The sequence below is a fragment of the Aeromonas sp. L_1B5_3 genome (assembly GCF_963866575.1).
Taxonomy (GTDB): Bacteria; Pseudomonadota; Gammaproteobacteria; order Enterobacterales; family Aeromonadaceae; genus Aeromonas; species Aeromonas jandaei.
Map to the genome: position 1 here is coordinate 1 of NZ_CAWMDN010000097.1, position 22,327 is coordinate 22,327.

17 protein-coding genes are annotated in these 22,327 nt (G+C 60.6%); 9 read left to right on the forward strand and 8 right to left on the reverse strand.

What is annotated here, in order from left to right; all coding sequences use genetic code 11:
- Positions 1–101: 101 nt before the first annotated feature.
- From pflB to AACR93_RS06785, 4 genes are all read right to left on the reverse strand, one after another.
- A complete protein-coding gene (gene pflB / locus AACR93_RS06770) occupies positions 102–2,384 on the reverse strand; it encodes a formate C-acetyltransferase (protein ID WP_043850237.1) in 2,283 nt (760 codons plus the stop codon).
- Between the two features lie 46 nt (positions 2,385–2,430).
- Positions 2,431–3,279, reverse strand: a complete 849-nt coding sequence (gene focA, locus AACR93_RS06775; RefSeq protein WP_041210327.1) for a formate transporter FocA — start codon at positions 3,277–3,279, stop codon at positions 2,431–2,433.
- Positions 3,280–3,671: 392 nt separating this feature from the next.
- Entirely contained in the window at positions 3,672–5,432 is a 1,761-nt protein-coding gene (gene ycaO / locus AACR93_RS06780; RefSeq protein WP_043850238.1) for a 30S ribosomal protein S12 methylthiotransferase accessory factor YcaO, read from the reverse strand.
- A gap of 201 nt (positions 5,433–5,633) precedes the next feature.
- Entirely contained in the window at positions 5,634–7,067 is a 1,434-nt protein-coding gene (locus tag AACR93_RS06785) for a glycoside hydrolase family 1 protein (RefSeq protein WP_043850239.1), read from the reverse strand.
- Between the two features lie 157 nt (positions 7,068–7,224).
- Here AACR93_RS06785 and AACR93_RS06790 point away from each other — a divergent pair, with 157 nt between their 5' ends.
- Positions 7,225–8,124, forward strand: a complete 900-nt coding sequence (locus AACR93_RS06790; RefSeq protein WP_043850240.1) for a LysR family transcriptional regulator — start codon at positions 7,225–7,227, stop codon at positions 8,122–8,124.
- A 51-nt stretch (positions 8,125–8,175) separates the two neighbouring features.
- The gene (locus AACR93_RS06795) at positions 8,176–9,291 is read left to right on the forward strand and encodes a glycosyltransferase family 9 protein (protein WP_043850241.1); all 1,116 of its coding nucleotides are present in this window, start codon (positions 8,176–8,178) and stop codon (positions 9,289–9,291) included.
- Between the two features lie 98 nt (positions 9,292–9,389).
- Here the strand turns inward: AACR93_RS06795 and AACR93_RS06800 are convergent, their stop codons facing one another.
- Entirely contained in the window at positions 9,390–10,097 is a 708-nt protein-coding gene (locus AACR93_RS06800; RefSeq protein WP_043850267.1) for a substrate-binding periplasmic protein, read from the reverse strand.
- Between the two features lie 218 nt (positions 10,098–10,315).
- Positions 10,316–12,580, reverse strand: a complete 2,265-nt coding sequence (gene metE, locus AACR93_RS06805) for a 5-methyltetrahydropteroyltriglutamate--homocysteine S-methyltransferase (protein ID WP_043850242.1) — start codon at positions 12,578–12,580, stop codon at positions 10,316–10,318.
- A 280-nt stretch (positions 12,581–12,860) separates the two neighbouring features.
- Here metE and AACR93_RS06810 point away from each other — a divergent pair, with 280 nt between their 5' ends.
- Entirely contained in the window at positions 12,861–13,769 is a 909-nt protein-coding gene (locus AACR93_RS06810; RefSeq protein WP_043850243.1) for a LysR substrate-binding domain-containing protein, read from the forward strand.
- Between the two features lie 5 nt (positions 13,770–13,774).
- Here AACR93_RS06810 and AACR93_RS06815 read toward each other — a convergent pair whose 3' ends face one another.
- A complete protein-coding gene (locus AACR93_RS06815; RefSeq protein ID WP_043850244.1) occupies positions 13,775–14,710 on the reverse strand; it encodes a LysR substrate-binding domain-containing protein in 936 nt (311 codons plus the stop codon).
- Between the two features lie 192 nt (positions 14,711–14,902).
- Here AACR93_RS06815 and AACR93_RS06820 point away from each other — a divergent pair, with 192 nt between their 5' ends.
- The 3 genes from AACR93_RS06820 to AACR93_RS06830 are packed head-to-tail and all read left to right on the forward strand — an operon-like array spanning position 14,903 to position 17,822.
- Positions 14,903–15,640, forward strand: coding sequence for an isochorismatase family protein (locus AACR93_RS06820; protein ID WP_043850245.1), 738 nt, complete (start codon positions 14,903–14,905; stop codon positions 15,638–15,640).
- 59 nt (positions 15,641–15,699) lie between these two features.
- Positions 15,700–16,599 carry a pirin family protein gene (locus AACR93_RS06825; RefSeq protein WP_043850268.1) on the forward strand — a complete coding sequence of 300 codons (900 nt, stop codon included), beginning with the start codon at positions 15,700–15,702 and terminating at the stop codon, positions 16,597–16,599.
- Positions 16,596–17,822: an MFS transporter gene (locus tag AACR93_RS06830; RefSeq protein ID WP_043850246.1), complete on the forward strand. Its 1,227-nt coding sequence runs from the start codon at positions 16,596–16,598 to the stop codon at positions 17,820–17,822. Before AACR93_RS06825 ends, AACR93_RS06830 begins: the two co-directional genes overlap by 4 nt.
- Positions 17,823–17,850: 28 nt before the next feature.
- Here AACR93_RS06830 and AACR93_RS06835 read toward each other — a convergent pair whose 3' ends face one another.
- A complete protein-coding gene (locus tag AACR93_RS06835) occupies positions 17,851–18,735 on the reverse strand; it encodes a LysR family transcriptional regulator (RefSeq protein WP_043850247.1) in 885 nt (294 codons plus the stop codon).
- Between the two features lie 101 nt (positions 18,736–18,836).
- Here AACR93_RS06835 and AACR93_RS06840 point away from each other — a divergent pair, with 101 nt between their 5' ends.
- From AACR93_RS06840 to AACR93_RS06850, 3 genes are all read left to right on the forward strand, one after another.
- Entirely contained in the window at positions 18,837–19,475 is a 639-nt protein-coding gene (locus tag AACR93_RS06840) for an NAD(P)-dependent oxidoreductase (RefSeq protein ID WP_043850248.1), read from the forward strand.
- A gap of 447 nt (positions 19,476–19,922) precedes the next feature.
- A complete protein-coding gene (locus AACR93_RS06845) occupies positions 19,923–20,966 on the forward strand; it encodes an isopenicillin N synthase family dioxygenase (RefSeq protein WP_043850249.1) in 1,044 nt (347 codons plus the stop codon).
- A gap of 133 nt (positions 20,967–21,099) precedes the next feature.
- On the forward strand, positions 21,100–22,263 hold the full coding sequence (locus tag AACR93_RS06850; RefSeq protein ID WP_043850250.1) for a trans-sulfuration enzyme family protein: 1,164 nt from the start codon (positions 21,100–21,102) through the stop codon (positions 22,261–22,263).
- The last annotated feature ends 64 nt before the right edge of the window (positions 22,264–22,327 follow it).

Genomic DNA, 22,327 nt, shown 5'->3' on the forward strand with positions numbered 1-22,327 from the left:
AGGCAGAGGCAGAGGCAGACTAACAAAGCCACCCAATCCGGCAACATGGGGACATAAAAAAACCGGCGCCTTGGCGCCGGTTTTTGCTCACTGCGACTCTATTACAGAGCGGCGGTGAAGGTACGGGTGATGACGTCTTGCTGTTGCTCTTTGGTCAAAGAGTTGAAGCGAACGGCATAACCGGATACGCGGATGGTCAACTGCGGATATTTTTCCGGGTTTTCCATGGCGTCCAGCAGCATTTCACGGTTCATCACGTTAACGTTCAGGTGCTGACCACCCTCTACGTTGGATTCGTGGTGGAAGTAACCGTCCATCAGGCCAGCCAGGTTGGCTTTCTGGGCTTCCATATCTTTACCCAGTGCGTTCGGCACGATGGAGAAGGTATAGGAGATACCATCTTTGGCGTAAGCGAACGGCAGCTTGGCAACGGAAGTCAGGGATGCAACAGCACCTTTCTGGTCACGACCGTGCATCGGGTTGGCGCCCGGGCCGAACGGAGCACCGGCACGACGGCCATCCGGGGTGTTACCGGTCTTCTTGCCATATACCACGTTGGAGGTGATGGTCAGAACAGACTGGGTAGCAACAGCACCACGGTAGGTGTTCAGCTTCTGAATCTTCTTCATGAAGCGCTCAACCAGGTCACAGGCGATGTCATCGACGCGAGCGTCGTTGTTACCGAACTGCGGGTATTCGCCGTCGATTTCGAAGTCGATGGCAACGCCATCTTCGTCACGAACCGGCTTGACCTTGGCGTACTTGATAGCAGACAGGGAGTCAGCTGCTACGGACAGACCCGCGATACCACACGCCATGGTGCGATATACGTCACGGTCGTGCAGCGCCATCAGAGAGGCTTCGTAGCTGTACTTGTCGTGCATGTAGTGGATGATGTTCAGAGCAGCAACGTACTGCTTGGCCAGCCAATCCATGAAGTGATCCAGACGATCCATCACGTCGTTATAGTCGAGGTACTCAGACTTGACCATCTCGGTTTTCGGACCGACCTGGATCTTGAGCTTCTCGTCCATACCGCCGTTGATTGCGTACAGCATGGTCTTGGCCAGGTTGGCACGAGCACCGAAGAACTGCATCTGCTTACCAACGATCATCGGGGATACACAGCAAGCGATGGCGTAGTCATCGTTGTTGAAATCCGGACGCATCAGATCGTCGTTCTCGTACTGAACGGAAGAGGTCTCGATGGATACCTTGGCACAGTACTTCTTGAAACCGACCGGCAGCTTCTCGGACCACAGGATGGTCAGGTTCGGCTCAGGGGACGGGCCCATGGTGTACAGGGTGTTCAGCATACGGAAGCTGTTCTTGGTGACCAGGGTACGGCCATCAACGCCCATACCAGCCAGGGTCTCGGTAGCCCACATCGGGTCGCCGGAGAACAGTGAATCGTATTCCGGGGTACGCAGGAAGCGAACCATACGCAGCTTCATGACCATGTGGTCCATCAGCTCCTGGGCTTCTTGCTCGGTGATCAGGCCTTTCTGCAGGTCACGCTCAATGTAGATGTCCAGGAAGCTGGAGGTACGACCGAAGGACATGGCTGCACCGTTCTGGGACTTGACTGCCGCCAGGTAGGCGAAGTAGGTCCACTGTACGGCTTCTTTGGCGTTCTTGGCCGGTACGGAGATATCGCAACCGTACTTGGCAGCCATCACCTTCATCTGTGCCAGGGCTCGGTGCTGCTCGGAGATCTCTTCGCGCAGACGGATGGTAGCTTCCAGGTTGACACCGTTTTCCAGGTCAGCTTGCAGGGACTTGAACTGGACCAGTTTGTCGGCCATCAGGAAGTCGATACCGTACAGAGCGACGCGACGGTAGTCACCGATGATACGGCCACGGCCGTAGGCATCCGGCAGACCGGTGATAACACCAGACTTACGGCAGTTCAGGATGTCTTTGGTGTAAACGTCAAACACGCCCTGGTTGTGAGTCTTGCGGTACTCGGTGAAGATCTTCTCGACCATCGGGTCCAGTTGACGACCGTACACTTCGCAAGAAGTTTTAACCATCTTGATACCGCCGTTGGCGATGATGGCGCGCTTCAGCGGCTTGTCAGTCTGCAGACCAACGATCTGCTCCAGGCTCTGATCGATATAACCGGCATCGTGTGCGGTAATGGTGGAGGGCAGGTCAGTATCAAAATCGACCGGCGCGTGAGTGCGGTTCTCGATTTTGATCCCTTCCATGACCTTGTCCCACAGCTTGGTGGTCGCTTCGGTCGCGCCAGCCAGGAAGGACTCGTCACCTTCATACGGGGTGTAGTTCTTCTGGATGAAGTCACGGGTGTTGACAGAGGTCTGCCATTCACCGGCCGCGAAGCCTTCCCATGCTTTTTGGAACTGTTCGTTAAGTTCTGCCATTTTTCATTACCTCACACGGTATTGATGTAGTATCCCGCAATCATCCTTAATGATGACGACGGAAGATAAACCAGTAAGTCAGACCAACCATCACGCCACCACCGATGATATTGCCGATGGTAACAGGGATGAGGTTGTGTAGGACGAAGTTGGATACGGTCAGGTCAGCAAAGGTTGCCGGATCCTGGCCGATGGCCTGCCAAAACTCCGGGCCAGCCACGCTATGGATAGCGATGCCAACCGGAATCATAAACATGTTTGCGATGCTGTGCTCGAAACCTGAGGCAACGAACATGGCAACCGGCAGCAGCATAACCACTACCTTGTCAGTCGCGCTGCGGGCACCAAATGCCATCCATGCAGCCAGACATACCATCAGGTTACAGAGGATACCCAGCGCCACCGCTTCGAAGAAGGTGTGGTGAATTTTGTGCTGAGCCACTTTCAGGGCATTCAGACCCCACTGGCCGTCCGCTGCCGTGTACTCGGCAGAGACGATGATCAGCGCCACCATCAGCAGACCGCCAATCAGGTTGCCGAAGTAGACCAGCCCCCAGTTCTTGAGCAGCTGGGCCCAGCTGATCCGGTTGGCCGCTTTGGCTACCAGCGTCAGGGTGGTGGAGGTGAACAGCTCGGCACCGAGCAGTACGCAGAGAATAAGTCCGAGAGAGAAGCAGAGACCGCCAACCAGCTTGGCCATACCCCAAGGCATGGAACCAGTTCCGGTAGTCACTGTGATGTAGAAGATAAATGCGATGGCGATGAAAGCGCCTGCGGTAATGGCCAGTGGAATGACCTTGTATGCCGGCTTGGTAGCCTTGGCGTAGGTGATGTCTTCAGCCAGTGCAGCGATGGCTTCGGGCTTGAGACAATCGAATGGGGATTCAGCTTTCAATTATGATCTACCTGAATGTTTTGCCTGTTGAAATCATAACAAAGGGCCAAATGGCCAAAATTGACATCGATCAAATTTATCAGTGTGCGATTGTAATTTTACTACAAATATTTGAGCCGCATGGCTACGCCAGTTTACACCAGGTTTCAGCTGAAACAGAAGTGTTGGATTTTTAATATAATGATTTTAAAGAATTTATAGTTCGCCACATAAACCATGCATTGGCAAGATATCTTTGCAGTTCCCAAGCATGCCCCCTACCCTGCCTGCAACCCCCTTAGAGGTATTTTTTGTTTTTTATTTCATCTTTGAATAACAACGACATCGCTTATCTGCATCAAACAGAAGGGGCCAACCGGCCCCTCCTTTACTCACTCATTGTCAATGTATCTTTATGACCACTGATGGGCACGCTTGGCCTTTTGCAGCTTCTCGTAAGCCGCCAGCAGCTTCTGGTGCAGCGGGAATTGGGCAAGCGACAAGTCCGCCGCCTCCAGCCCATGGAAACGCGCTTCGCCACTGGCGTTGGCCCATGCCTGTGCCAGCGTCTCTTCGCCATACATGCGGGTAAATACGCCGCGATACTGCTCGGGGTCGCGCTCCTCGTCGAGGAAAAGCTCGACGCAGGCGCGCAGGGCACGATAGTAGCTGGCACGCTCGGCCGGGAACACCGACTGGTTGAACTCCATGGTCCAATCGATGAGATCCAGCGCAGTCTCCAGCTCACCGGCAGCCAGCGCCAGCATTGCTTTCAGCTCGCCCACCCGCAGGGTGTGCAGAGTGGTGCCCTTGGCCGCAGCGATCCCCAGCAACTCACGCACCCGGGTACGCTCGTCGTGCCCCTCTTCGTCCAGTTGATCAAACAACGCCATATACTGCTCGGCATCCCAATCAAGTGTTGGCAGCGCCAGGATGGTCTCGCGCAGATGGGCCCCCATGGTGTTGTTGGCCAGCAGCAGATCTTCGGCCGGATAGATGTCGGACATGCCGGGCACCAGGATACGGCAGGCGTAGACGCCCAGGTGCTCGTAATCGGCGATATAGACCGGCTGCTCCAGCTCGTGGAAGATGCCGATCAGGTGGTCGAACTCCTCCTGCGAAGTGCCGCGGAAGTCCCAGTCGGTAAACTCGAAGTCGGCCTCTTCCTTGAACAGATCCCAGCTGATAAGGCCGGAAGAGTCGATGAAGTGGGTTTCGAGGTTGTGGTGATCCGCCACCTGCTCATTGTCGAATGAGGGCGGCACAAACACGTCGAGATCCTTGAGACCACGGCCCTGCAGCAACTCGGTGACGGTACGTTCGAAGGCCACTTCAAAGCGCGGGTGGGCGCCGAAAGAGGCAAAGCAGGTGCCGTTGCTCGGGTTGAGCAGCACCACACAGATGACCGGATAGCGGCCACCCAGGGAGGCATCGAAGCTGTAAATCGGGAAACCTTCCGCTTCCAGCGCCGCGATGGAGGCGGCAATCCCCGGATAACGGGCAATCACGTCACTCGGGATCTGCGGCAGGCTCAGCGCCTCGGCGATGATCCTGTTCTTCACGTGGCGCTCGAATACCTCGGAGAGCGCCTGAGTACGCGCTTCGGTCTTGGTGTTGCCGGCGCTCATGCCGTTGGAGACATAGAGGTTGCCGATGATGTTCATCGGGATGTAGACGGTCTCGTGATCGGACTGGCGCTCGAACGGCAGGGCGACGATGCCGCGCTCCTCGTTGCCAGATTGCAGATCCACCAGCATCTCGGCGGTCACTTCACCATCCGGGTTGTAGAACTTGCGGGTGAAGCTGTCGAGCAGACCGGCTGGCAGTTGATCCCCTTCGATGGGGAACCACTTCTCGTTCGGGTAGTGAACGAAATCGCCGTTGGCGACCTGCTCGCCCAGATAGAAGTCGGCGAAGAAGTAGTTAGTGGAAAGACGCTCGAAATACTCACCCAGAGCGGAGGCAAGTGCCGCCTTCTTGCTGGCCCCCTTGCCGTTGGTAAAGCAGAGGGAGCACTCCTTGTCCCGGATGTGCACCGACCAGACGTTCGGCACGGGGTTGAGCCAGGAGGCCTCTTCAATATCAAAGCCCAGAGCTTGCAGCTTGGTCTGGAAGCGTTCGATGGAGTCTTCCAGCGCCGCGTCCTTGCCGGGAATAAAAGTGTGGTCAGTCATCACGATATCCTGATTTTTATTGGCTCATGTTTGGCCGCAGATAATAGCAGGGGTCGCCGGCTTTGGCAGGACAAAAATCAGCAAACGCCAAGCAATGCGCCCCACTTCCGGCCCCCTCTCCTCTCTCGGCCAAAGATGACAACCAAAGCAAACGGGCCCGGGGATTGCCCGGGCCCGCTTGTTACGCAATGCGATACATCGTCAGAGCTGCTTGCCCTGGCTGGCGATCACCTGGCTGTACCAGTGGAAACTCGCCTTCTTGATCCGGCGAAGTGACCCCCCCTGCTCGTCACGATCCACATAGACGAAGCCGTAACGCTTCTGGTAACCGTTGAGCCAGCTCAGGATGTCGGTGAACGACCAGGCGCAGTAACCGAGCAGTTCCACCCCATCCTGCATCGCCTCCTGGCACGCCTTGACGTGGCTGCGCAGATAATCGATGCGGTACTCATCGTTCACCTTGTCGCCCACCTCCAGCTTGTCAAACTCGCCAAGGCCGTTCTCGGTGATCATCAGCGGCAAACCGTAACGGGAAGAGAGGCGACGCAGCGCGATGCGCATCCCGGTCGGGTCGATGGCCCAGTCCCAGTTGCTGGTCTCAAGGTGCGGATTGGGCGCCGTCTTGTAGAGGCCGGGAATGCCGCTGGACGGCGTGGTGCCCTTCTTGCCGGTGGTGTTGATCCGCTGCAGGGTCTGACCGCCCAAGGGATTATCGGTGTAGGTCAGGGTGTAGTAGTAGTTGACGCCAATGTAGTCGGGCGTCCCTTCGCGCAGCAACTCCATATCGCCCGGCAGGATCTCGGGCGCCTCACCATTTTCCCGCAAGTAAGCGAGCGCCGCCTGCGGATAACGGCCAAAGCAGTAGGCATCCAGCCACCAGAGGTTGTTGAACTCCTCGGCGTTCTCGTAAGCCAGCATATCTTTCGGGTCGCACGACGCCGGATAGGCAGGGGAATAGGCAAAGCTCGGGCCAATCAAGCCGTTCGGTACATGCTGGCGAAACGCCTTGATCACCCGGGCATTGGCCAGAAAGGCGATATGGTTGGCGGCAAAGAAGCGCTTGCGATCCTGCACTGCGGGCGGATGGGTGCCGAGCTGATAGGCATTGGTCAGGTTGTAGTTCTGCTCGTTAAGCGATACCCAGTACTTCACCTTGCAGGCAAAGCGCTGATAGAGGGTTACGCAGTAGCGCTCGAAATCCTCGATAATGCGTCGGTCTTCCCAACCGCCGTACTCATCCTGCAGCGCCTGCGGCAGATCCCAGTGATAAAGGGTCAGCACCGGCTCAATCTGGTGGGCCAAGAGGGTGTCGATCAGCTTCTCGTAGAAGGCCAATCCCGCCTCGTTCACCTCCCCCCGACCGGTGGGGTAGATGCGCGGCCAGCTCACCGAGAAGCGGTAAGCCTTGAGCCCCATCTCGGCCATCAGCGCCACGTCCTCCTCCATGCGGTGGTAGTGATCCACCGCCACATCGCCGTTGCTCCCTTCAAAGGTCTTGCCCGGCAGTTTGGTGAAGATATCCCACACCGACGGCCCCTTGCCATCGGCATTCCAGCCCCCCTCCACCTGATAGGCGGCAGAGGCGGCGCCCCACAGAAAATCGCTCGGGAAGTCGTTGAACTTGTGGTGATGCATCTGGTGTTGCTCCTTCTGCGGCGGTGGACCTGGCCACCTAGATTGCGCCGGCTGGCGGCACCCAATTGATTTGGCAATAGCATCGAACAGTTCTAGAATTCCGTCCAATGACAAATATGACCACTCAACATTCCTAACAGGAATGAAAGGAGCCGCTGTGGAGCTACGGGATCTGAAAGCCTTTGTCACTCTGGGGGAGGTACTGCACTTCGGCCAGGCGGCTGTACGTCAGCATGTCACCCAGTCGGCCCTGAGCAAGCAGATAAGGCGGCTGGAGGAGGAGCTGGGCGGCGAGCTGTTCGAGCGCAACGCCAGCACCACTCGCCTCACCGGACTGGGCAGGGCGCTGTATGAGGATGCCCGCGCGGTGGTCATCCAGAGCGAGCAGCTATCCCGCACCGCCCGCGATGTGCTGGCGGGCAATGTCGGCACCCTGCGTATCGGTTTTGGCGTCGCCACCAAGATCCTGGTGCCTGCGGTCATCGCCCGCTTTCGCGCCGAACGACCGCAGGTGACCATTGAACTCAACGATCTCTCCACCCACCACCAGTTGCTGGCGCTGAGCGAGGGCAAGCTGGATCTCGGTTTTTGCCGCTTGCCCGCCCCCAAGGGGTGGCATGCCATGCCGGTCGAACGAGCCCACTTCGTCGCCGTGTTGCCCGCCAGCTATCGCGATGTGAAGGAATTGGCTGATCTGATGGATAAGCCGCTGGCAATCCTGCGCAGGGACAAGGCGCCGTCGTTTTACGATCACCTGATGAACTATCTGGCCCAGAGTGGGCTGCGCTTTCAGGGGATCCAGTACGTAAACGACTTCGCAGCGGGCGTCGCCACCGCGGCCGCAGAGATCGCCTGGACCCTGGTGCCCTCCTCCACCACCATAGAGCACCCGGATGTGCTCACCCTGCCCTTAACGGAGAGCGAGGCGTGCTGGGCGATTGGCCTCATCCGTCCGCCAAATAGTCATTCGCAACTGGCTGATGCCTTCTGGCAGACGGTTACCGATCACATAACGGGGGAAAATCCCCTTCCTGATAAAAAATTAATAATTTCTTAAGAATCCCTGTGTCTATTTGGGGGGCATTCTTCTCAGCCCGAGTACGCCCCCATGAAAAAAGTCAGAGACATACTGCGCCGCTTCGACGGTCAGCGTCGCCAATGGACATCCGGCATCGAACGCTCGCTCCTCGCCTGGCTGGCCCGAGGCTCCCTGCTGCCACCCGGTGAAGCGCCCCCTAGCCGCATTCTTGTGGTTCGCAGCAACAACCGGATTGGCAACAACCTCTTTTTGCTCCCCTTCCTGCAGCAAGTACAAAAGTCCCACCCCGGCGCCGAGATCGAGCTGGTTTGCAGCAAGGGGCCACTGATCCCCCTGTTTACTGCCCTCAACCTGCACCGCATTCATCTGATCAGATTGCAGGGGAAAGGGTTGATCAGCGCCCTGCCCGCCCTTTGGCAACTACGCCAGCAGTGTTACGACCGGGTATATGTGCCCTTTGCCTCCAGCACCGACCACCTGCTGGCCGCCTGGGTGCGCGGCTGCGAAAAATTGGGATTTGACGACGCCAAAGGGGATGCGATCTTCGCCCGTCCGGAACCCATCGAAGAAGATCGCCACTACGCCTACCGCCCGCTGCGCCTGCTGGGAGTGGATGCGGGCCCCGAGCAGCAGATAGCGCTGGGGCTGCCCATTGCGACCTGCCATCCCCAGCTGGCGGAGCTGGCCAGAGCACACCCGGGGCAACCGCTTATCGGCTTTTTTACCGGCGCCCGCAAAGGCAAAGGGCTCTCCCCCATTCAGTGGCAACGACTGCTGGCCCAATTGCGCCGGCAAGCTCCCGATGCGCTGATGATCCAGTTCAACGACCCGGCTGCGCCACTGCCTCTGGTCGGCGATGCCACACTCTCGCTCACCAGTCTGTGCGAATTTGCGGCCGCCACCGCCGGGCTCACTCTCTTTGTCAGTTGCGATACCGGGCCACTGCATCTGGCCGCCGCCAGTGGTGTCCCTTGTCTTGGCCTCTTTACCCAAACTGATCCGCGCCACTACGGCTGCCTCGGTGCCCAGCACCACAATCTGGTGGTGATTGATCGGGACCAGATCGCCCTTAATCACCAGTGGCTAAGCCGGGTGCTGGAGCGTGAGCGCCCATCCCTGCCGTCCGCGCCGCTGTTTATCGAACAATCCGCCCCCCAGCAACTCAATCTGCAGCAAGCGTGCTGAATGCGGCGCTTGTCGTTGATGCAGCGAAAGAGGGAAGGCTTGCTCCTTCCCTCTTTCGTTTTTAGCCCCCAGGTTACTACGACTTGTGTCATCAGGGTTCAACGATAGCGGGCTTCAATGCGCGCCAGCTCGCCACTTTGCCGCAACTGCTGCAAAGCCCTGTTGAACTCGGTGAGCCGGGTATTGAAGCGGGAGTGTTTGCCGATGCAGAGATTGAACGGAGTCGAGTCAAGCACCAGTGGCACTTCAACCACCTGATTGGCCAGCCCCAGCTTGTTGAGTTTGAAGCGTGCGACAAGTGGGTCTGTCACCATCAGATCCCCCCGACCCGCAGCCAGCATTTTGAAGACGTTATCAACATTGATGGTTTGATGAACGGTGAAGCTGGCCAGGTTCTCCTTGCCCCAGCCATTGCCCAGATAGTCGAGAAAGGTGAACGCCTTGAGATCGCCCAGACGCTTGGCTTGCAGGAACGCCTGCATATGGGGATGAGCGCGCGGCGTAAATATCGTCAGGGTCGTCGTAGTGACCGGCTCTTCCACAAGCAGGGTATAGCTGCGCCGCTCACGGGTGGCAACGGTCACAAAACCATCGGCTTGTGCCAGACGCACCATCTTCTGCGCCCGTTGCCACGGATAGCCTTCGTGGTGCACCCGCAGCCCCATCTGCCCTGCCACCCGATCCATCACATCGATCATCAGTCCGCGCATCTTGCCCTGTTCGTCACGCCACGAATATGGGGCAAAGTCGTCAAAATAGACCATCTTCAACTCGGCCGCCGGCGCCGCCCAGACACTCTGCCACATCAGCAATCCCCACAGGATTGCGATCCTCATACCAACACCCATGGCCGCGACTCCATCCACTCCTGCCAACTCTGAGCCTAGTGCAAAGCAGGCTGCGGCAAGGTTCAGGATCCAGTGGAAAAAGTGGCCAACGAAAAAAGAGAGGGGAAGCAGTGGCTTCCCCTCTCTCGTTCGTTTTTCAGCACACCACCTTATCGATGGCGGTCACGGCTTGTCGGTTACGCCAGCTCGGCGCGCAGCGCCTTGGTAGCATCGACCATCACCTTGAGGGCGGCTTCTGTCTCTTCCCAGCCGCGGGTCTTGAGGCCGCAATCCGGGTTGACCCAGAGCCGCTCGGCCGGGATCTGTTTGGCGGCTTTGCGCAGCAACCCCTCAATCCAGCTCTGGCTCGGCACGTTGGGCGAGTGGATGTCGTAGACGCCCGGGCCAATCTCGTTGGGGTAGTTGAAGCGCTCGAACGCTTCGAGTAGCTGCATCTGGCTGCGGCTGGTCTCGATGGTGATCACGTCCGCATCCAGCGCCGCCACCGCCTCGATGATGAGGTTGAAGTCGCTATAGCACATGTGGGTGTGGATCTGGGTACTGTCCGCCACCGGGCTGGCGCTCAGACGGAAGGCGCGCACCGCCCAGTCGAGATAGGCCTGATGATCTTGCTTGCGCAGGGGCAAGCCTTCGCGGATTGCCGGTTCGTCGATCTGGATGATCTTGATGCCGGCGGCTTCCAAATCTGCCACCTCGTCGCGAATGGCCAGCCCGATTTGCAGGGCGGATTGCTCGCGGCTCACGTCTTCGCGCGGGAAGGACCAGCAGAGGATGGTCACGGGGCCGGTCAGCATCCCCTTGACCGGCTTGTCGGTCAGGCTCTGGGCAAACTTTGTCCACGCCAGGGTCATGGGGGTCGGGCGGTCGATATCGCGGGTGATCACCGGCGGCTTGACGCAGCGGGAGCCATAGCTCTGTACCCAGCCGAAGCGGGTGATGGCAAAGCCATCCAGCAGCTCACCGAAATACTCCACCATGTCGTTGCGCTCAGCCTCACCATGTACCAACACATCCAGCCCGATGGCCTCCTGACGCGCGATGGCATCGCGGATCTCCGCCTTAATGCCCGCCTCGTAGGCGCTGTCATCGATGCGACCGGCGCGCCAATCCTGCCGCAATACCCGGATCTGCGAGGTCTGCGGGAAGGAGCCGATGGTGGTGGTCGGCAGCAGCGGCAACTTGAGATCCGAGCGCTGCAGCTCGGCCCTGACCGGATAGGGGCTGTGGCGATCAAAATCGCTGTTGGTGAGGCTGGCGAGCCGTGACTGCACCGCCTTCTTGTGCACCCGGCTGTCAGACTCCCGATCCACGATGGGCTGGCTGTAGGCGGTGATTTTGTCGAGCTCGCCCCCATCCAGATACTCTCTGAGCAGTCCCAGCTCGAAACATTTTTGCAAGGCGAAAGCGAACCAGCTGCGGGTCTGGGGATCCAGCTCCTGCTCCAGGGTCAAATCCACCGGGCTGTGCAGCAATGAGCAGGATGAGGCCACCCAGAGCCGCTCGCCGAGTCTGGCTTTCAGTGCCTTCAGAGTCGGCGCCAGCTTGGCCAGATTGGCACGCCAGACGTTGCGGCCGTTGATCACCCCGGCGGAGATGACCCACTGGGCGGGCAGATGCGGCACCAGGGTCTCCAGCTGTTCGGGGGCAGCCACCAGATCCAGATGCAGGCCATCTATCTTGAGGCTGGTGATAATGTCGCGCTGATGGGCCACCGAGCCGAAATAGGTGGTGAGCAGCAGCTTGCAGGGGCCCGCGAGGCGCTCGTAAGCGTTGAGGTAGGCGAGGCGCCACTCGTCCGGCAAGTCCAGCGTCAGCGCCGGCTCATCGATCTGTACCCACTCCACCCCTTGTGCAGCCAGTTTCGCCAGGATCTCCTGATAGACGATGAGCAGGCGATCGAGCAGTTCAAGACGGGAGAAGCCGCTCTCTTTCTCCTTGCCCAGCCACAGGTAGGAGACTGGCCCCAGCAGCACCGCCTTGACCGGCAGCCCCAGCGCCTTGGCCTCTTCCACCTCGTCAAACAGCTGGCTCCAGCCAAGCTTGAAGCGCTGGTCACGGCTGAACTCCGGCACCAGATAGTGATAGTTGGTGTTGAACCATTTGGTCATCTCGGCGGCCGCCGCCGCCGGGCCGGTCGGCGCACGGCCGCGGGCGACCCGGAACAGGGTGTCGAGATCGGTCTCGCCATGATGGTGACGGGCAGGCACTGCATCCACCAGCAGACTGGTGCCAAGCACCTGATCGTACCAGGCAAAGTCGCCCACCGGCAGTAGATTGACCCCGGCGCCGTGTTGTGCCTGCCAGTGGCGCTCACGCAGCGTCTTGCCCACGGCAACGAGTTCGGCCTGAGTGGTCTCGCCACGCCAGTAGGATTCGAGGGCAAATTTCAGCTCGCGCTTGGCGCCGATACGGGGGAAGCCCAGGGTGTGTGCTCGTGTCATAGGTTCATTTCCTTATGCTCATTCATCTGATGGGAAACTGGATGATTTAGCCGTCCAGATGTTTACACATCCAAAATGACAAGATAAGGTGACACTGGCTATTGAATCCTCTTCAAGTGGCTCTCAAATAATCCTCAACTGACCGCCGAACAGGTTCACCGCGAGGATACAGAGGCCCGTTTTTGCATGTGTTAAGAAGCGCAGCAGCAAGACGGCAGGAGGCCAAGCCACCGCCGACAGCCGCATCAGCGCCATACGCAATCTCACAAGGAGCCATCTTATGGCAGTGCCAAGCAATACAGGGATAGAGATCAAACACTTGAAAACATTGACCGCGCTGGCCGAGCAGGGCTCGCTGGCCGGTGCGGCGCTGACCCTCAACCTCACCCAGTCCGCCCTCTCCCACCAGCTCAAAGAGCTGGAGACCCGCCTCAATCTGGAGCTCTACCTGCGCAAAAGCCGCCCGCTGGTGCTGACCGCAGCCGGCAGCCAGCTGCTCGCCCTCGCCCGTCAGGTATTGCCCGCCCTGGCCCAGACCGAGAAACAGCTGCAAGCCCTGCAGAGTGGCGATGCGGGCAGGCTGCATCTGGCGCTCGATTGCCACAGCTGCATCCAGTGGCTGCTGCCGCTGTTGCCGGAATTTCGCCGCCAGTGGCCAGGGGTGGAGCTGGAAGTGGAGTCGGTGCCAGGCTTTGATGCCATCAATGCCCTGCTCGGTGGCCAGCTCGACCTGCTGCTCACCTCCGATGTGCAGGCCCGTGGCGATCTCCACTTCGAGCCGCTGTTTGCCTTTGATCTGACTCTGGTGATGGCGCCGGATCACCCCCTCTGCCACCAGAGCCACATCGAGCCGGGCGATCTGGAGCCAGAGGTGCTGCTGGTCTACCCGGTGGAGCGTAGCCGCATGGATATCTTCAGCCGCTTTTTGCAACCCGCCGGTGTGGAGCCCGCCCGCTGCAAGCCGGTGGACAACACCTCGGTGATGCTGCAGATGGCGGCTGCTGGCCTCGGCGTCGCCGCCCTGCCGCGCTGGGCCAGCGACGAGTTTGTCAGACAGGGGATGCTCTGCGCCCGCCCTCTCGGGAGCGGTATTCGTCGCCATATGTATGGCGCGGTGCGGGCCGCCGATCGGGATCAAGCCTGCCTGCAGAGTCTGTTCGAGCGCATTCGCACCAAGATGGAGGGATAGCTCCCTCAGCGAGGCTGGCCGACCTCTGCCAGCAGTGCAGGCAACTTTGCCTTGATAAAGTCGATGAGGGCTCTGACCGCAGGTGACAGGCCGCGCCGCGCTGGGTAGAGCATCACCAGCTTGCCATCTTTGGGACGCCACTCGGGCAACAGTTGTTGCAGCCGCCCATCCGCCAACTCATTCACGCAGGCGTAAAGTGGCAAGCCCACCATTCCTAGCCCCGCCAGCGCCGCCTGCTTGAGGGTTTGCATATTGTCGCTGCGCAACAGCACATTGACCGCCACCTCCTCACTCTCCCCACTGTCGTGCCGTAGCCGCAACAGATCGGCCTGACGCTCCAGCGAGCTGAAGAGCAGGGCATCCTCTCCCTCCAGCTGGCGCGGATGCATCAATGCACCGTGGCGAGAGAGCCACGTTGGGGCAGCCAGCACGCCCCACTGCACCGTACAGAGCGGCACCTGCACCAGACTGGAGGAGGGCTGCTCGAAGGCCACCCCGCGGATCACCACATCCAATCCTTCCTCCAGCAGATCCACCTGCCGGTTGCTGGCTTGCACGGCGAGCCTCACCTTGGGGTATTGCACCATAAACGCGGGCAGCAAGCGGGCGAGCAGCGCATCGGCGATGGTAATGGGTACGCTGATCCGTACCAGACCGCTCGGCTCCTGCTGCCGTTGCCGCACAGCCGCCTCTCCGGCCTGCGCCTCGGCCAGCATCGCCTGACAGTGGCGATAGAGCACCTCACCGGCATCGGTCAGGCTGAGCTGACGCGAGGTACGCTGCAGCAGACGGGTGTCCAGCCGCTCCTCCAGCAGCCGGATCCGGCGCGAGATCCGCGACTTGGGCACGCCAAGCGCCCGCGCGGCGGCAGTGAATCCCTGTCGCTGCACCACATGGGTGAAGAGATAGAGATCATTCAAATCAAGTTCCAGTGGTGTCATCGGGCAGCCTTGGTCAGGGTGAGGTGCATTCACATCGTTCCATTAATGGAACGATAAGAACCTATTTGACCAGATTGTCGCTATTTTTGCAGCCATCATAATGGCCCTGTCCCCATCAGACGGTTGCTGCGCGGGCAATCCGCCCCACCAGCAAGGACCGTTTGACTGTTCCGATATCACAAGGAGTTCACCATGAAACTGCGACAAATCTGCTCTGCCACCCTGCTCGGTCTGGCGACCCTGACCGCCACGCTGGCCACCACAGCAACACCGGCCATGGCCGTCGAGGCAACCAGCCATCCGACAGTATCACCGAACCGCTATCTGGAGATGCTCTCCCGAGACAATGCGGTACTACTGCTGGTCGACCATCAGGTCGGCTTGCTGAGCGGCGTGCGCGACACCACGGTGGGCGAGCTCAAGCACAACGTGGTGGCGCTGGCCAACGCCGCCCGCGCTCTCGGCATGCCGGTGATCGTGACCGCTACCATGCCCGATGGCATGTGGGGCCCCACCATGCCCGAACTGACCAGCGTCCTGCCGGATGTAAAGGTGATCAACCGCACCGTCATCAACGCCTGGGACGATCCTGCCGTGCGCGCCGCCATTGAGAAGACCGGCCGCAAACAGCTGATCATCGCCGGGGTATCCCTCGAGATCTGCGCCAGCTTCCCGGCCCTCTCTGCCAAGGCTGCCGGCTATGATGCCCGGGTGGTGCTCGATGCCTCCGGCACCTTCAACGAAGCCAAGCGCACCACTGGGCTGCAACGCTTGCTGGGTGCCGGTATCCCGGTCACCGATTACGCCTCCGCCGCAGTCGAGATGCTGCGCAGCAACGTCGACCCCAAGGCGCACGATGTCTACAGCGCCCTCGACATGCCTTTCGCCACCCTGGTGTGGCAGATGCAAGAGGGTGTCAAGAAGTCGTAACTCGCCTCGCCTTCGGTCAGATGACCGAAGGCATCTTTTATCTTCTGGAGGATCGATTGATGACCAGACGCCTGACTCTCTCTGCCCCCGTCAAGGGCCAACCGCTGCACATTGGCAGCGGCTTTGCAGCCAGCCATTTTGGCGAACACTTTTTCAACGGTCTGATAGACCCCGTGGTGATGGTGGATCACTTCCAGATGACCGCCCCCACCTTCGAGCCCCACCCCCATGCCGGGATCTCTGCCGTCACCTATCTGTTCGAGGATTCGACGAGCCCCCATGTCAACTACGACTCCCTCGGCAATCAGGGCCCCATCGAACCGGGAGCGCTGCATTGGCTGGCGGCCGGGCGCGGGGCCGTGCATACCGAGCAGCCGGAGGGAGCATCCCCCTATGTCCACGCCCTGCAGATCTTCGTCAACCTGCCTGCCCGTCAAAAGATGATGTCGCCTTTTGCCGTCCACGCAGCCGCTGCCACCATCCCCGAGTTTCATGGCGAAGGGGTGCGAGTACGGGTGGTCGCAGGCCACAGCAACGGCATAACGGCGCCACACTCGGCGGCACTGCCCCAACCCTTTACCCTGCTCGATGGCCATTGCGCGCCCGGTAGCCGCTTCACCCATCAGCTGGCGGCGGGCTGGAATGCCATGATCTATCCCCTGACCGGGTCGCTGACTTTGCAGGCTGAGGGAGAGCGGCACCTCATCCCGGCAGGTCACGGGATGGGGGTCAGCCTCCCTGCCGATGGCGGCGAGGCGGTGGCTCTGCAGCTTGAGGCCGCCGAGTCCTGCCACTTCGTGGTGCTCTCAGGCCAGGCACTCAATGAACCCCTGGCCAAACATGGCCCCTTCGTGATGAATAGCCACGACGCCGTTGCAGATCGGCTGCATGCCTACCAGCGCGGAGAATTTGGCCAGCTCAACGATGAGTGGCTGCACAACGGCCAATCTCAGCCATGAACACGCTCGCATGCCACCAGCCACAAGGCACGCGCTGGCCTCTGGTCTTCCTCGCCATTTTCGCCGGTGCCAGCGGCGCTCTCTGCTTGGGCAAAGTGCCCGCCGTGCTCGGCATACTGCGCAGCGAGCTGGGGCTGACACTGGTTGAAGCCAGCTATCTCGCCTCGGCTTTCAATACGCTGGCGATCCTCTTCAGCCTCTTTCTCGGCCTGCTGCTGACTCGCTGGAGTGGGCGGCAAACCGGGGTTGTCGGGCTTTTGGTTATCGTCACAGGCGGGGCGTTGGCACTGCCCGCCACCGGGCTGGCCGTGATGCTGCTGTCGCGCATTGTCGAGGGGATTGGCTTTTTGCTGGTCTCGGTGGCCATGCCCGCCTTTATCGTGGCGGTGACCCGGGAGGAGGATAAACGGCTGGCCATTAGCCTGTGGGCAGTCAACCTGCCTCTCGGGGCGGCGGCGGGTATGCTGCTCACCCCCTGGCTCACGGCGCAAGGTGGCTGGCGACTGGCCTGGCTGATCCTGATGATCCCGCAACTCTCTGCCCTGCTGCTTCTGCTGGCCAGTCGTTCGGCAGACAAGTTGCGGGTCGGGGCCCCCAAAAACTCGATCAACTCGGGCCACCCGCTGCGCCAACTCACGGTGCTCCGGCAGAAGGCACTCTGGCGCTACGGGTTGGCGTTCACGCTCTACAGCCTGATGCTATGGGCGCTCTTTGTCTGGCTGCCAACCATGTTGCAAGGCAGCCCCGGGATTGGCCAAAGCCAGATCGCCCTGCTCTCGGCACTGGCGGTGGTCGCCAATATTCCCGGCAACCTGATGGGGGCATGGCTGCTGCGCCGGGGCGTGGCGCGAGATCGGCTCATCAGCTGGGCACTGGGCCTGATGGCGCTGTGCGGCATGTTCGCCTTCTGGCCCGGCCTGTCGCCATGGTGGTCCTATGGATTGTGCCTCGTCCTCTCCCTGTCGGGTGGCATGGCGCCGCCGGCTATCCTCTCGTCTGCGCAGGGAGTGAGTCAGGGGCCGGTACAACTGGCCATCGTGCAGGGATTTTTTGTCCAGCTCGCCAACCTCGGTCAGCTGCTTGGCCCCCTGTTGCTGGCGGCCCTGATGACGGACAGCGGCCAATGGGGGAACGCTCGCTGGCTCTTTCTGGGCGGCTTGCTGCTGGCAATCGGACTCTATCTGTGGCGCCGCCCGCTCGTTGGCGGGCAAGAGCCCAACTGACAGATAGGCCAAGCCGCATTGATATGTGTCAGGAGGCGCCTGCGAAGTAGCTGCGCAGCGCCTCCACCACCCGTCGCACCTTCTCCGGGATCTCCCGCTGCGGCGTGATGGCGTGGATCTCCATCGGCTGCACCCGAAAACCGGGCAACAGTTCGAGCAGACGCCCCTGCGCCAGATCCTCGCCAATCTCCCCCTCCGGTTGCAGCGAGATCCCCTGCCCTGCCAGCGCAAACTGGCGCAGGGGCAACACGTTGTTACAGAGCACCTTGGCCTTGAACCTCACCCTGTGTTCGCCCCCCTTCTCGTCAAGCAGCAGCAAACCGTTGCCCAGCATGTCGCCGCAGAGCCAGTCGTGGGTGGCCAGATCGGCGGGCGTTCGCGGCGTCCCCTTGCGCGCCAGATAGGCGGGAGCTGCGCAGAGCAGCATCCGGGTTTGCCCCAGTTTGCGGGCCACCAGGGTCGAGTCGGGCAAACTGCCAACCCGCAATGCTACGTCGATCCGCTCGGCAATCAGATCCCGCTTTTCGTCGTCGGCGATGATCTGGATGGTGAGGCCGGGGTGGGCCTGCAGCAGCGGCGAGAGGGCCAGCGCCAGCGGCTGGCCCGCCATCCCCACCGGGGCGGTTATCCGCACTTCCCCGAGCAGGGTGTCGCGCACCTCGGAGAGGCGCAACTCGGTCTCGCTCAGGGTCTGCTGCAGCGCCCGGCACCCTTGCCATACCACCTCTCCCGCCTCGGTCAGACTGAGGCGACGGGTGGAGCGATGGAGCAGGGGCAGCCCGAGCAGGCTCTCCAGCTGGCTGATATGCTGACTGACGGCAGAGGGGGTCATGCCGAGGGATTTGGCCGCCCCTGTCATGCTGCCCGCTTCCACCACGGCAGCGAAGATGGCGTAACGTCTGAGCTGTTCCATTATTAAATCCAGCTTACAAGTGAATGCATTTTTGAGGTGATTATTAAATCATAACTGGCGGCGTAGGATAGCCCCATTCCAACAGTGAAGGAGAGTACCCCATGAAGATTGCCCTGATTGGTGCCAGCGGTTTTGTCGGTTCAGCCATCCTGAACGAGGCCGTCAGCCGCGGCCATCATGTCACCGCCATCGTCCGCGATGTCAGCAAGGTGGCCGCCCATCCACAGGTCACCGCCGTGGCGGTGGATGCCCAAAACCCGCAGGCATTGGCCGAGGTGCTCAAGGGACACGATCGGGTGATCAGCGCCTACAACCCGGGCTGGACCACACCGGATATCTACGACCAGTACCTCAAGGGCGCCAACGCGATTGTCGCAGCAGCCAAAGCAGCCAACAGCTGGCTGCTGGTTGTGGGTGGCGCCGGCAGTCTGGAGGTCGCCCCCGGCGTGCAACTGGTGGATACCCCGGAGTTTCCGGCCGAGTGGAAACAGGGGGCACTGGCGGCCCGCGACGGTCTCACCGCCCTGCGCCATGAAACCGCTCTCGACTGGCGCTTTGTCTCTCCCCCGGTGTTCCTGGAGCCAGGTGAGAAGCGCGGTGGCTATCGCTTGGGTGGCGATCAGGTGCTGTTCAATGACGAGCAGCCTGCCGGGATCACCGCCGGTGATCTGGCCGACGGCGTGCTGAACGAGGCGGAAAAACCGGCTCACCAGCGCCAGCGCTTTACCCTGGGTTACTGAGAGCCAACAGGCGGTTAAGGCCAGAGATGCGCGGTCACTCGCCTGCGCACCCGGTCAGGTGAACACCCGCTCAAACAGAAGGGAGGCATCCGCCTCCCTTCTGTTTTGGCCATTTTCTGTTTTGGTCATTATTGCCGCTGGTAGCTTGCCTCTGCTTATCACTCTCCCCCTCAACATTTCCCCTTTACCCCGCAATGGCTGCGCAAAAAACCGTCAGCCCATCAGGCGCCGAATTCCATTTCGAATTTTGTATATAACTAAGAATAATTTGTTGTTTCCGTCTTATAACACCGAACAGTAGCATCCCCTTCATTCCAGATGGCGCCACACCGCAAGCGCATACCGCCACACTGTCGCGCCATCCCGTTTGCCACTCATCAAGCCTGCCCGCACCAGAGGCCGCAGAAGAGATGGCGCCAGAGATAACGAAAGAGTGAGGAGGTGCACATGGAACATTCACCACTGCCGATCATCGATCTGGCTGCCCTCAACGGGGCACCCGAGGTGCGTCGCCCTATGCTGGCCCGGCTGGCCGCGGCCGCCCGCGACGTCGGCTTTTTCTATCTGACAGGACATGGCCTGAGTGACGCCGAGCAGCGGGAAACCCTGGCGCTGGCAGAGCGCTTCTTTGCCCTGCCGGAGCAGGAGAAGCTGGCGGTGCAGATGGTCAACAGCCCCCACTTTCGCGGCTATAACCGGGTCGGTGCCGAGCTGACCCGAGCGCGGCCGGACCTGCGGGAGCAGTTCGATATCATGAACGAGGCGCAAGCCCTGCCTGCGGCCCAGCTCCGTGAACCCTGGCAGCGGCTGATCGGCCCCAACCAGTGGCCAACCGCCCTGCCAGAGATGAAAGCCCATCTACTGGCGTGGCAGGATCGGCTGAGCGACATCACCCTCACCCTGCTGGCCGCTTTTGCCGAAGTGCTGGAGCAACCGGCCAACGTGTTTGACGACAGCATCCGCGGCGCCCCCTACCAGCACATGAAGCTCATTCACTACCCGGGGCAAGAGGCGGGCGGCAGCAGTCAGGGGGTCGGCGCCCACAAGGATCCCGGCTACCTGACGCTGGTGATGCAGGACAATCATTCGGGGCTTGAGGTCGAGACGGCCGACGGCTGGATCTCTGCGCCCCCTCTGCCGGGCGCTCTGGTGGTCAATATCGGCGAGCTGCTGGAGCTGGCTTCCAACGGCTATCTCAAGGCGACCCTGCATCGGGTGGTGAGCCCGCAGCCCGGCGTCTCGCGTCTCTCCTGCGCCTTCTTCATGGCGGCGCGGCTTGATGCCACCGTGCCACTGCTCAGCCTCTCCCCCGCGCTGGCCGCACAGGCGCAAGGTCCGGAGAGTGACCCGACCAACCCGCTCTTCTATCAGGTGGGGGAGAACGTACTCAAGGGGCGGCTGCGCTCCCACCCGGACGTGGCTGCGCGTCACTATGGGCCGGTGGAACCCGCTCTCCTTCCACGCACTGAAAGCGAAGCGGTACCGGCCTAAGCAGCGCAAAGATCCACTGGCGGGTATATGCATAAGCCACAAGCAGCATGCACATACCCGCGCTGACAAAAACAACAAGCAACGAACAACAAAACAAGTCATGGCCAAAGCCTGGCCATCACGGAGCAACACGATGAAATTCAAGACCATGAGCGTACACAGCGGCCAGCGGATCGACCCCCAGACCGGTGCCCTCACCACCCCGCTCTACCAGAGCAGCACCTTCAGCTACTTCAACGCCCAGGCGGGCAAGGAGCGCTTTGCAGGTCAGGCTCCCGGCTTCATCTACAGCCGCTTTGGCAATCCCACCACCGCCGAGCTGGAGCAGAAGCTGGCGGCGCTGGAAGGGGCCGACGAAGCGCTGGTAGTGGCGAGCGGTATGGCAGCGGTGAGCGCCATCATGTATGCCCTGGCCGACAGCGGTGATGAAGTGGCCTATATCGGCCCGCTCTACGGCGGCACCGATGCCTTCCTCAAACAAACCTTCAGCCGCGCCGGCATCAAGGTCACCGCCTACGAGAGCGATCTTGATCTGCTGGCCAACATCCGCCCCGCCACCAAGGTGGTACTGTTCGAAACCCTGACCAACCCCACCCTCAAGGTGGTGGATCCGCGACTGGTGGTGGAAGCGGCCCGCAAGGTGGGTGCCATCACAGTGTGTGACAACACCTTCCTCACCCCCTACCTGCTGCGCCCGCTGGAGCTCGGGGTCGATGTGGTGATGCACAGCGGCACCAAATATCTGGGCGGCCACGGCGACATCATCGCCGGGGTGGTGGCAGGCTCTCACGCCCTGATGAAATCGATCCGCACCGTGGCCCTCAAGCATATCGGCTCCCCCATCGGCCCGCAGGAGGCCTACCTGCTGCAGCGCGGGGTCAAGACCCTGCCCCTGCGTATGGATGCCCACCTGCACAATGCGCAGAAAGTGGCCGAGTTTCTGGCCGCCCATCCGGCGGTGAAGAAGGTGATCTACCCGGGGCTTGCCAACCATCCGGGCCATGATGCCCTCGGCGCCTTCGCCAGCGGCTTTGGCGGCATGGTGAGCATTGAACTTGAAGGAGGGTTTGAACGCTGCGCCACCCTGCTCGACAACCTGCAACTGTTCGTGCAGGCGGTGAGCTTGGGCGATTTGGAGAGTCTTGCCTGCCATCCGGCCAGTACCACTCACGCCGCCATGGACGAGGCAAGTCGCCTCGCCGCCGGGGTCAATGACGATCTCATCCGCTTCAGCATCGGGGTGGAAGATGCGGACGACCTGATCGCCGATCTGGCCGCCGCGCTGGCACAGATCTAACCGGGAACTCGTTTCTCACTTGCCCCCCACATAGCTGCGAGTGATAACCCCCAAAAACAACAAC

Bases quoted from the DNA above. Each gene is read 5' to 3' on its own strand.
- pflB (WP_043850237.1), bottom strand. From the start codon at position 2,384: ATGGCAGAACTTAACGAACAGTTCCAAAAAGCATGGGAAGGCTTCGCG.
- ycaO (WP_043850238.1), bottom strand. From the start codon at position 5,432: ATGACTGACCACACTTTTATTCCCGGCAAGGACGCGGCGCTGGAAGAC.
- AACR93_RS06785 (WP_043850239.1), bottom strand. From the start codon at position 7,067: ATGCATCACCACAAGTTCAACGACTTCCCGAGCGATTTTCTGTGGGGC.
- AACR93_RS06795 (WP_043850241.1), top strand. From the start codon at position 8,176: ATGAAAAAAGTCAGAGACATACTGCGCCGCTTCGACGGTCAGCGTCGC.
- AACR93_RS06800 (WP_043850267.1), bottom strand. From the start codon at position 10,097: ATGTGGCAGAGTGTCTGGGCGGCGCCGGCGGCCGAGTTGAAGATGGTC.
- metE (WP_043850242.1), bottom strand. From the start codon at position 12,580: ATGACACGAGCACACACCCTGGGCTTCCCCCGTATCGGCGCCAAGCGC.
- AACR93_RS06810 (WP_043850243.1), top strand. From the start codon at position 12,861: ATGGCAGTGCCAAGCAATACAGGGATAGAGATCAAACACTTGAAAACA.
- AACR93_RS06815 (WP_043850244.1), bottom strand. From the start codon at position 14,710: ATGACACCACTGGAACTTGATTTGAATGATCTCTATCTCTTCACCCAT.
- AACR93_RS06820 (WP_043850245.1), top strand. From the start codon at position 14,903: ATGAAACTGCGACAAATCTGCTCTGCCACCCTGCTCGGTCTGGCGACC.
- AACR93_RS06825 (WP_043850268.1), top strand. From the start codon at position 15,700: ATGACCAGACGCCTGACTCTCTCTGCCCCCGTCAAGGGCCAACCGCTG.
- AACR93_RS06830 (WP_043850246.1), top strand. From the start codon at position 16,596: ATGAACACGCTCGCATGCCACCAGCCACAAGGCACGCGCTGGCCTCTG.
- AACR93_RS06835 (WP_043850247.1), bottom strand. From the start codon at position 18,735: ATGGAACAGCTCAGACGTTACGCCATCTTCGCTGCCGTGGTGGAAGCG.
- AACR93_RS06840 (WP_043850248.1), top strand. From the start codon at position 18,837: ATGAAGATTGCCCTGATTGGTGCCAGCGGTTTTGTCGGTTCAGCCATC.
- AACR93_RS06845 (WP_043850249.1), top strand. From the start codon at position 19,923: ATGGAACATTCACCACTGCCGATCATCGATCTGGCTGCCCTCAACGGG.
- AACR93_RS06850 (WP_043850250.1), top strand. From the start codon at position 21,100: ATGAAATTCAAGACCATGAGCGTACACAGCGGCCAGCGGATCGACCCC.